General features: G+C 45.5%; 9 protein-coding genes. 6 read left to right on the top strand and 3 right to left on the bottom strand.

From position 1 onward, the window contains the following. Positions 1-24 precede the first annotated feature (24 nt). Positions 25-153 (bottom strand): hypothetical protein, encoded by a 129-nt coding sequence (locus F6K46_RS35630; protein WP_293066380.1) that lies wholly within the window; start codon positions 151-153, stop codon positions 25-27. A 64-nt stretch (positions 154-217) separates the two neighbouring features. On the opposite strand from F6K46_RS35630, the gene rpmB reads away from it, so the two are divergent. Beyond that, the gene (gene rpmB, locus F6K46_RS35635; protein ID WP_293028021.1) at positions 218-454 is read left to right on the top strand and encodes a 50S ribosomal protein L28; all 237 of its coding nucleotides are present in this window, start codon (positions 218-220) and stop codon (positions 452-454) included. Here rpmB and F6K46_RS35640 read toward each other — a convergent pair. Next, the gene (locus tag F6K46_RS35640; protein WP_293035991.1) at positions 440-667 is read right to left on the bottom strand and encodes a hypothetical protein; all 228 of its coding nucleotides are present in this window, start codon (positions 665-667) and stop codon (positions 440-442) included. The two genes, rpmB and F6K46_RS35640, sit on opposite strands and share 15 nt — an antisense overlap. 438 nt (positions 668-1,105) lie before the next feature. Between F6K46_RS35640 and hpsA the strand changes: the two genes are divergently transcribed. Next, positions 1,106-6,142 (top strand): hormogonium polysaccharide biosynthesis protein HpsA, encoded by a 5,037-nt coding sequence (gene hpsA / locus F6K46_RS35645; protein ID WP_293066382.1) that lies wholly within the window; start codon positions 1,106-1,108, stop codon positions 6,140-6,142. On the opposite strand, the gene F6K46_RS35650 is transcribed toward hpsA, so the two are convergent. Continuing rightward, positions 6,105-6,335 (bottom strand): hypothetical protein, encoded by a 231-nt coding sequence (locus tag F6K46_RS35650; protein ID WP_293066385.1) that lies wholly within the window; start codon positions 6,333-6,335, stop codon positions 6,105-6,107. The genes hpsA and F6K46_RS35650 overlap by 38 nt on opposite strands. Before the next feature lie 33 nt (positions 6,336-6,368). Between F6K46_RS35650 and hpsB the strand changes: the two genes are divergently transcribed. From hpsB to F6K46_RS35670, 4 genes are all read left to right on the top strand, one after another. Next, positions 6,369-7,268 (top strand): hormogonium polysaccharide secretion pseudopilin HpsB, encoded by a 900-nt coding sequence (gene hpsB, locus F6K46_RS35655; RefSeq protein ID WP_293066388.1) that lies wholly within the window; start codon positions 6,369-6,371, stop codon positions 7,266-7,268. 54 nt (positions 7,269-7,322) lie between these two features. Next, positions 7,323-8,324 (top strand): hormogonium polysaccharide secretion pseudopilin HpsC, encoded by a 1,002-nt coding sequence (gene hpsC, locus F6K46_RS35660; protein ID WP_293066391.1) that lies wholly within the window; start codon positions 7,323-7,325, stop codon positions 8,322-8,324. 183 nt (positions 8,325-8,507) lie between these two features. After that, positions 8,508-9,152: a prepilin-type N-terminal cleavage/methylation domain-containing protein gene (locus F6K46_RS35665; RefSeq protein WP_293066394.1), complete on the top strand. Its 645-nt coding sequence runs from the start codon at positions 8,508-8,510 to the stop codon at positions 9,150-9,152. A gap of 53 nt (positions 9,153-9,205) precedes the next feature. After that, positions 9,206-9,829: a type II secretion system protein gene (locus F6K46_RS35670; RefSeq protein WP_293066397.1), complete on the top strand. Its 624-nt coding sequence runs from the start codon at positions 9,206-9,208 to the stop codon at positions 9,827-9,829. Positions 9,830-9,956 lie beyond the last annotated feature (127 nt).

Here is a 9,956-nt window from a genome sequence, read left to right on the forward strand (position 1 = left end):
GCGTTCACACTTCTGCTCTTCCGATCACCTAGGATTAATCACTCCCAATCTCCCCATCTCCCCATCTCCCCATCTCCCAATCTCCCCATCTCCCCACCTCCCCACCTCCCCATCTCCCCATCTCCCCATCTCCCCACCTCCCCATCTCCCCATCTCCCCACTCCCCGCACCATCTCCGAGATATGATCAAGAACAGACGTAAATCAAGAGGTACCCCATGTCCCGTAGATGTCAGTTGACTGGTAAAAAGGCCAATAACGGCTATGCCGTTTCTCACTCCCACCGTCGGACTAAGCGCTTACAAAACGTTAACTTACAGGTTAAAAGAGTTTGGTGGGAAGAAGGTAAACGTTGGGTGAAGCTGCGGATTTCCACTAAGGCGATTAAGACCTTACAGAAGAAGGGCCTGCAAGCAATGGCTCAGGAAGCTGGTATTAATCTAAATCATTATTAAGGGAATAGGGAGTAGGGAGTAGGGAGTAGGGAATCGGGAATCGGGAGTCGGGAGTCGGGAATCGGGAATCGGGAACATTTTAAAACAGATATGATATATTAACCCGATAATTGAGCATCTCCCTATCTCCCCATCTCCCCATCTCCCCATCTCCCCGCACTTCCCACACTTCCCACACTCCCGCCCCATCTCCCCATCTCCCCATCTCCCCATGTTTTTTTCTCTGGGGATGATGGGTTTTTCGCTTAATGTGGGTAGGTTAAATCTATGAGTTTTTGGTAAAGGGGATATAGTCTGCCTTTAGAGGAGGTAGGAAAATTCTAGGTTAGGTAAACTGTTAACAAATCGTGGTATTTTTCGTAAATCTCGATAGTATAATTAAATATTTAAGAATATTCTCTATTCGTAGGTAGACCTAACACTATGGGGTTAACCGTAGATAGGTAATCCTTGGCTTCGTTGAAGCATTTGAATATAGGACTACCAATTAAGGCAATTAAGGTGTTTGACATTGATACAAGCAGCAAAAGCTAATGCACGTCAACTATTGCTAGCATGCCTATTGCCTATTGCCTTGATCTATATCATCTAGGGTGCTTGAACTAGTTCGTCTTCAGGAATCTACTCAGGAAATGTGACAGGAAAATCCCTATGTCAACCAGGAAGTCAACCAGGAAGAAGTTAGCGAATGCGATCGCAAAACTACTCCAACAAGTAGTCCAACTCTCTCAAGCCATCACCAAACCTTTGATGCGTTGGCTGTTGCGTAGCTTATTTATTTTACACCGTCGGTCGCGGGTGGCAACCGCTGGGTTTGTGTTACCGACCGCGATTATGGTGACCTTGGTGGTAACCTTGCTGGTAACTGCCATTGTGTTGCGCTCCTTTGACCGGGTCAAAAATGCCAGTAATTATCGCGTCAATCAAGCGGTATTCAATGCCGCTGCTCCAGCCATTGAGCGGGCTCAAGCCAAATTAGAAGCCTTGTTTGCTGACCCCACCCTGCCCCGCTCCACCCCCTCAGAGGATGCGTTGGAAAATGCGTTCCAAAATACAAGATACGACTTTGGTGATGAAAAGCGTTTGATTCTCGAAGACGATGGTAAACAGATAAATACTGCCTGGAGGTTTCCGGTTGATACGGATAATAATGGCCTATTCGATAGCTACACCCTCTACGGAATTTACTTCAAAAGTCCACAGCCAAGTCCAAATCAAAATCCATTAAAAAACGAAAAAACCAGAACCCCTCTACAAGCGAGAACCAGACCGATGGGGGAGTCTGGCGATAGCAAGCGATGTCCCCTAGCCGCTGATACTAGCGCTAGCCTAGTGGATAATTCCGGGTGGTTTAAGTCCGGGTCGAAGTTAAAGAAAAGTATATTTGTTTACACCGCAACGGTGCCGATTGTAGCTGGGGATAACAACATAGATGGTCAAACCTATGAGGCTTACAAGGGTGAGGCCGGATTATCAGCTCTAGAGTATCAGCAAGACCGAGCCAGAATTCCCCTAGCCAACAATGCCATTGTCTACGAGGATGATTTACAAATTACTCCTGGGGAGGGCATCCAGATTAATGGCCGGATTTTTACTAACGGGAATTTTCTCACCGGTAATGAGAAAGAAACTAATGAGTATTTTCAAGTCAGTAGCCCGAAATCTTGTTACTACACGGAAGAAAACAGCAAGATCATTGTCGGGGGCAATATGGCCTTTGGTCGTGTTGATCAGGAAGCCGATAAAAAGGGAGGAACGATACATCTGTTCAGAGGAGATGACCCACCGGCGAAAGTTAAGTTACGCCAAAATGACCATAAATCCGTTGACGAAGACCCCGCTCAGATTGGGGATAACAGCCAAGCCTACACGGCACGAATTAATGCTCTGGTAAATGCTGTCAACGCTAAAGCTCAGGGTGATGAACGAAAAGAACTAGAAAGATACTTCAAAGACCGCACCCGTCGTGTTCCCTATGCAGAAGTTCCCGATGGTGAAGACCCGGGAAATGCCAATCTCCAAGGTACTGGTGACGAGCTTCGACCCCAGGATGATTGGATATTCCCTTATAAACCAGGTACTAGCAACAGTAACAATAAGCTGAAGCTGAATATCAACGGAAACACTCTCAGTCCGGCAGCAACGGAACCAAGCCTACAAGAGGAACGAGGTACGGAAAAAACAATTGGCGATCGCGTTTTGATCGGTCATGGCTTACCTGCTCTATGGTGGGATAACAATGCACAGCAATTCCAGGGTGCCAGAGCTCAACAAGCCATAGATGATACGGTTGAGTGGGATGACTTTCAGGATGAGGACAATAAGCTGCGCTACCGCACTACCCAAATCACTCCCTTATCTGAGTTAGGGGATACTGACCGCAATGGTTTCTGGGAAGCAGCAGCAGCCAGGCAACCGGTTCAGCCTCTGGAAGGGTATGGGGGATTGCGGGTAGTCACCGGTGCTGGGATTTATGTGGATGATGATGAGTTGGGTCTGTTGACGAGAACCAAAGGACAACCTATATTCCCTCGCAATAATGATGGTCGCCCTGACTTGGAGTCTTATTTACCCCCTCCTGGTTGGGATATTAGGTTTGTGGATCCATCAAATACTGGAGGTAACAGAATACAGCTAAATGACATAATAAACCAATTGGATGGAGATGAACCCATACTGGTCTGGCCAGATACCATGCCCATGCATGGTGGGGTAGGTGTTGATTTAACTGGTAATAATGGTGATGGTCCTGCTGGTATTACTGACGCTAACCAGAAAAGTGACCTATTGATGAGGGCAAGTGCCGTTTATCACTACACCCAAAAGCCAGGAAAGAACCCAGAAGAAGAAAATTTTAACCAATTACCGATTGCCTGTGTCAGTAGCTACTATGACCCCACAGATGAAAACTCGGCTAAAAATAATGTTGAATACTATAATTTTCCATCGGGGCAGGTAGAACCAAATGAAAATGGAAGGTCTAACAATGGCATCGTTTACACCTTTCCTGATAGAACTTTGGAAGATAAACCAACACTGGAACGACAAGCCCGATTAGTATTTCCAGATGGGCGTCTTGCCAATGAACCCTTGAAAATAGCCTTAGACAAAGCAGACAATGACCGCACCCTAGCTGATAATTCAGCCATTGATACCGCAATTTGCGCCCTACAAATCTTAAAAAACCCTACAGCTAATCAAAGTCAGGAAAATATTCCTAATGACGCAATCTACGAACAGTCCTTTTTGAATGCCAGACAAGTCCAGGATATTAATCAGGCTCCTAACACTCCCCATACCTATGACCTAGGGATAGAAGACCGTCAGCCTCTGGAAATCAGGGCTACGGTGTTGGATCTCAATCTGCTCAGAACAACACCAATTGATGGATTAACCAACGGTAAAGGTCCCACCCCAGAATTTCTGCTACCGGATAGTGGGGTTATCTACGCCACCCGTGATGATGCTTTACCAGACCTAAGTCGGAATGATCCCAACGCTACCCGTGAAGAAAATCTCAGCTCCAGTAGCGTAGACTTTACCCTAGACCCCACCCGCCGTCCCAATGGAATTATGTTACGCAATGGGACAGTGCTAGCCCGTAAAGACCAAAGTAACTTATTTGACTTGACAAATCCGGCAGGAGCAGAGAAAGGGTTAATTTTAGCCACGAATTTGCCAGTGTATATCCAAGCAGCGGAAAACGAGATTGGAAATGGGACAACATCTGGCTTTAATTTGCACCAAACCCCTGGGGGAAATTTGGTGGAAGAGTTTACGGATCAACTGGAAAATCAGCAATGGCAGCCTAATCAAAATGGCAATTTCTACGGTCGTGAAACTCTCGACGGAAACTTTGCTTGTCGCAAAGATGATCCTAGATTGGAAAATTGTAATTCAGGGGATTTGTGGCGACCAGCTGTAGTGATTGCTGATAGCGTTACCCTACTGTCTAATAATTTTCAGTTTGGTTACCGCTCCGATGGGGACTATGACCTGAGGGGAATACCAATGGGTATTGACTTGGACGGGAATGGTCAATTAATAGAAACTGTCAGTGAGGCTACAGATAATGCTGACCTGAATGGTGATGGTGATAGAACTGACCCTGAGGTGATAGAGTCTCAAATTGTCTACGGTTATGACGTAGACGGGGATGGTGACTTAACAACACAATTCAATGAGACAGATATTAACTTTAACCCTAATACTAATGAAGGCTTTGACCTAAATGGTGATGGTGATACAACTGACACTAACGTTCCGGAGTCTGAGATACCTGTTGCTGTAGGACTCAAACTTAATGGCATATTTGACAATAATTTTGTCACTAGTGCCAACTGGTGGGATGTCAATGATGACAATATTATTGATAATCCAGATGGGAGGGGCAACCCTCAGCCTAGTACTTTACAAAATCAGAACTTTAGAAATTTAAACAGTTCCTACCTAAGCAATTTTGTCACTCCGATTCAGCGACGGGTAGAATTTCCAGAGTATGTCATGGAAATCTGTCGGAAAGTGCCGGTTTCAGCCTGTACACCTGATGACTGGGTGGTTGGAATTGATGATAATCGTAATAGTCAATTTGAGCCAGGAGAAGATGAACCGGCTAGTGAGACCATTGTGGGAACTAATTTCGAACGACTTTTGTCCGGTACAACCGCAACAGTTGCCATAGATCCTGCCGATCGCCGCTATCCCCGTCGCGTTGCTTTCCTCAGGGATGCTAACAATAATAACTTGGATCTAAATAATGGCAATCTTCCGACTCTTCTGGGAATAAATAATAGTGGGAATGTAGAAAAATACCCATATGCTAGTTTCAATCCTAATACCCTTCGACGAGTTTCACGAACTGCTCTGTGGTATAGAACAGCTAGAGAACAAAATAACCCTACCGATAACAGTGCAGCAGGACTAAGCTTCGGTGGTAACAGACCACTTTTTTACCAAATACCATTAGATTCAACAAACCGAAACGCACCAACAACAGCCCAACCGATGTTGGTACCAGTCCTACAAGTTCACTCCCTGACTGCTCAACCCGGAGGAAGGGATAACGGACTCCGGATAACAGAAGGGGAATGTGTGGAAATCGAACAGGGCTGGACACAGCGAGCCAATCAAGTCGGAGAAACCTTCAATGTAGTGATTGCTTCCGGGGATAGTCCCCCAAGCCCAAATGAAAATAATGGTGGTTTAGCTAACTTCGTCCGTTACCTAGAAAACTGGCAGCAACCGGGTGGAACTTGCGGCGAACCAAAGGGTATTCCGGCTCGGATCAGCGGCTCCCTGATTCAGTTCAAGCGTTCGGCCTATGATACAGCCCCATTCTGGCATGGCCCCCAGAATGCCCCGAATATAAACGTCCCCAGTCGATTTGGATACGAGATAGATAAGGATGATCGAGGTAATGGGTCCTTTATGCCCTATGCCACTGGTAATGGCAAACTGCCCTATTACATGGCACCCCAACGTCGATATGGTTTCGATGTGGCTCTGCTGACTCAGTTACCAGACCTGTTCTCTGGCCTGTTTACCACTCCCCCAGCGGGAGACCCTGATGAGTTTTTCCGGGAAGTTTCCCGAGATGACCGATGGGTCAAAACCTTACTCTGTGCTGAAGACGATAAAGGAAATCTAGCAGTTAACGGGCGCTATTGCCCGTCAAAAAACGGTGCTTGAAGGTTGAAGGTTGAAGGTTGTTCGCGTAGCGTGGCCTTTGGCCAAGGTTGTTTGGTTGAAGGTTGGAGGTTGTTCGCGTAGCGTGGCCTTTGGCCAAGGTTGTTTGGTTGAAGGTTGGAGGTTGTTCGCGTAGCGTGGCCTTTGGCCAAGGTTGTTTGGTTAAAGGTTGAAGGTTGAAATTATGAATAATCAAGCACGATTGTAATTAATCTCAGGGTGGTGGGCAGTGCCTAGCACCCTGATTTGCCGGGAAATGAATTGGTCTCAACTCCTACATCTACTCCCTACTCCGGTTCCCCCCTTATTAAGGGGGGTTAGGGGGGATCGAACACTCCCTGGGTGGTGGGCAGTGCCAACCCAAGCCTACGGCAAGCTAATCAATCTAACTCAAGCACTGCCCACCCTACATCTCCCGACTCCCGACTCCCTTAATAATTCCAAAACCATGATTAATCCCCAAAAGCAACAACCCCTTTCTCAATCATCAGAGGCTGGTTTCACAATTATGGAATCCTTGATGGCAATGCTGATTATTACTATTCTGATGCTTGGCATCTCACCCATGATTGTCTTAGGAGTGGCAAATCGAGTCCAGTCGCGACGAGTAGAACTAGCAGTGCAAGCAGCTAGGGCCTACATCGATGGTGTACGGAGTGAAGCGATTACTTTTCCCGAACAAACGGTAACAATGGATGCTGAAAATATCTTAACAGAAAGAAATAAATTGGCTGAAACTAAGGCTCCTAAACCATCAGACTTAAATAACAAGTGTGACAAAAATTCCTATTGCAATAATAAAAAAATTCTCTACTGCGTAGACCTTGATGAAGAAGCTGGCTGTAGCAAGAACAGTTCAAGAGACTTAATCATTCAGGCATTTCGGAGTATCCCGGCAGGCAACTCTAGCAAGCCTGAAAAAACCTACTTTCTGGGGGTGCGGGTTTACCGAGCTGATGCTTTTAAGGATAATGGTGATTTGAGCATTGGTGAGAAGGGGGCTAAGGCGAAAGCGATTGGACCTGGATTAAGCGATCGCAAAGCCCCCCTAGTAGAAATGACTACAGAAATTACCACAGGTACACCGGATTTTGGCCTTTTTTGCCAGCGTCTAGGGGGTTGTGAATAATCTTGTAACGAATACGGTAATTACTATCAAATACTACTGACAAAAACCCTAACCATGATTAGCTCACTCAGAAAGTTACTCGCCCACCAACTGAAAAGCAACAAGCCTAAGGTCAACCATGGCGGCTTCACTTTAATTGAACTGCTGGTGGCAATGATTGTGGCGGTACTGATCATCGCACCACTATTGAGATTTATGATTACTATCGTCGATACCGACCGTAAAGAGCAAGCCAAGGCTACTTCAGAACAAGAAATCCAAGCGGCTATGGACTACATAGTCAGAGACTTGGAGCAAGCGGTCTATATCTACGATAACTCTGGAGTGGAAAGAGACCATGCTGGAACAGCGGATGAATCTGGAATCCGAGACCAAATCCCACCAGTTGCTGCAGCACCAGGTTGTAAAACAGATAACTGTCAACCTGTGCTGGTATTCTGGAAGCGGAAGCATTTTGATAGAGATGACACAGTCGGTGGAAAAACTATTGGCGACTTTACCAATAAAAATGATACCTTTGTCTATGCTTTGGTTGCCTATTACTTAATCACTGAAGAAAATGATAATTGGTCAAATATTGCTAGAATTGGTCGGTTTGAAATTCGTGATAAAGTCATCGATGAAACTTCAAATAAAGCCAATCAAGTTGGTATACCTGCTAGCCCAGGCTTTGACTCTTTTGATATCACTAATACGAGAGGAAGCAGCCTCAAGCAAAAGTTGAATCAGTGGGAAAAAGAGGATGCTGCTTACACTACTCCAGTTCAAATCTTGGTAGATTACATTGACAACACAGAAACGGGAATAGAACCAGATTGTCCAAGTGTCTTTCCCAAATCAGCTCAACAGGGAGATTTGCAAGTTCCAAGTGAACCAAACGGTGGGTTCTATGCCTGTGTGGATGCAGATAAAAGAATCGCCCAATTATTTTTGAGAGGGAATGTTTTAGCTCGGCTTAAGAATAATCCAAAAGACTATGAATACAAACAAGAGCGGTCTAGCTATTTCCCTAGCGTAACCATGCAAATTGAAGGACGGGGTTTCTTGAATGACTAATATAGCAGTTTTTTTTAGGGAGTCGGGAGTCGGGAGTCGGGAGTCGGGAGTCGGGAGTCGGGAGTCGGGAGTAGAGATCCCCCCTAACCCCCCTTAATAAGGGGGGAACGGAGGAATAAGATTGAATTGACTTGATAAATATCAGAAGCGCTATAGCATTATATGTTTACATATTACCGAAAAATGGAAGATAATCAAAGGCTAAACCATAAACCAAATAAGGATGCTGGCTTCACGTTGCTGGAATTAATAGTAGTTATCTTACTAGTAGGAATTTTATCTGCAATTGCTGCTCCCAGCTGGCTGGCTTTTGTGAATCGACAGCGCGTGAATAAAGTAAATGAGAGAGTATTAAGTGCAATCCAGGAAGCCCAGCGAGAAGCGAAAAAGAAAAAACTCAGCTACAGCGTTAGTTTTAGGATGCTCGGCCAAGATCCACAAGCTGCAGTTTATCAAGATCAGTATCAAGATAAGGATAATGACTGGAAAGATAACACACCAGAAAACTTTCAATGGCAGAGTTTAGTTGGTGATTTAGGTGTAAAACCAGAGCAAGTTTGGGTGGGAACAAACCTAACTGGTAACAACCAATCTGGGGCAACATTATCGATTTTGAAAGAGGAGAGAAAAATTACCTTTGATAACCAGGGAGTTATAAAAAATGCACAAATTGACTCAGAGGAATTTGGCTTAGCTATCGTAGTCGCTGTTCCGAATTCTAAGGAGAAAGACAACCCTATTGAAGCTACCCAGCGATGTGTAAAAATAAAAACTATCTTGGGTGCCCTAGAAACTGACAGAAAAGGGGGATGTCCTTCTTCAACATAGTGCTGAGTGGGTTAGAAAGGAAAAAGGTCAAACTTCAATCAGGGTGATAGTCGATGCGATTCAATAGCCAACAGGGCGATCAATCCCGAGGTGATGCGATTGCGCTACGCGCACGCTGCGCGATCGCTGGATTCACTCTACTGGAAACTATTCTGATAGTGTTAGTAGTTGGACTATTGGCTGCGATCGCAACCCCCAGCTGGCTCACCTTTATCAATCATCTGCAGCTCAACATTGCCCAAGACGAAATTTACCGAGCCATGCGGATTGCCCAAAGCAACGCCAAACGAGACAAAGACATCTGGCAAACTAGCTTTCGAGAAAAAGATGGCATTGTCCAGTGGTCAATTCACCCAGCTATGGGAAAAACATGCATTTTAGATCAAGTCCATTGGCATAGCCTTAGCTCTACCATCGCCATCTACAAAGACAAAAATAAGAAAGGTAAATCCGAGACTACCCTAGCCAAACCAAAGGGAGACTGTTCAAATACTGGAGTATGGCGAGTCCAGTTTAACTACAAAGGAAACACCAACGGACAATTGGGACAAATCACCCTAATCACCAAGAACAATAGCACCACTCAACGTTGTGTTTACGTATCCACCCTAATCGGAGCCCTGCGCAAGGGTAGATATCATCCTAAACCGAATAACAGTAAGAAGTATTGTTATTGAGGGAATCGGGAATCGGGAATCGGGAATCGGGAATCGGGAATCGGGAATCGGGAATCGGGAATCGGGAATCGGGAATCGGGAATCGGGAATCGGGAATCGGGAATCGGGAATCGGGAATCGGGAATCG

This window comes from Moorena sp. SIO3E8 (assembly GCF_010692445.1).
Classification (GTDB): domain Bacteria; phylum Cyanobacteriota; class Cyanobacteriia; order Cyanobacteriales; family Coleofasciculaceae; genus Moorena; species Moorena bouillonii.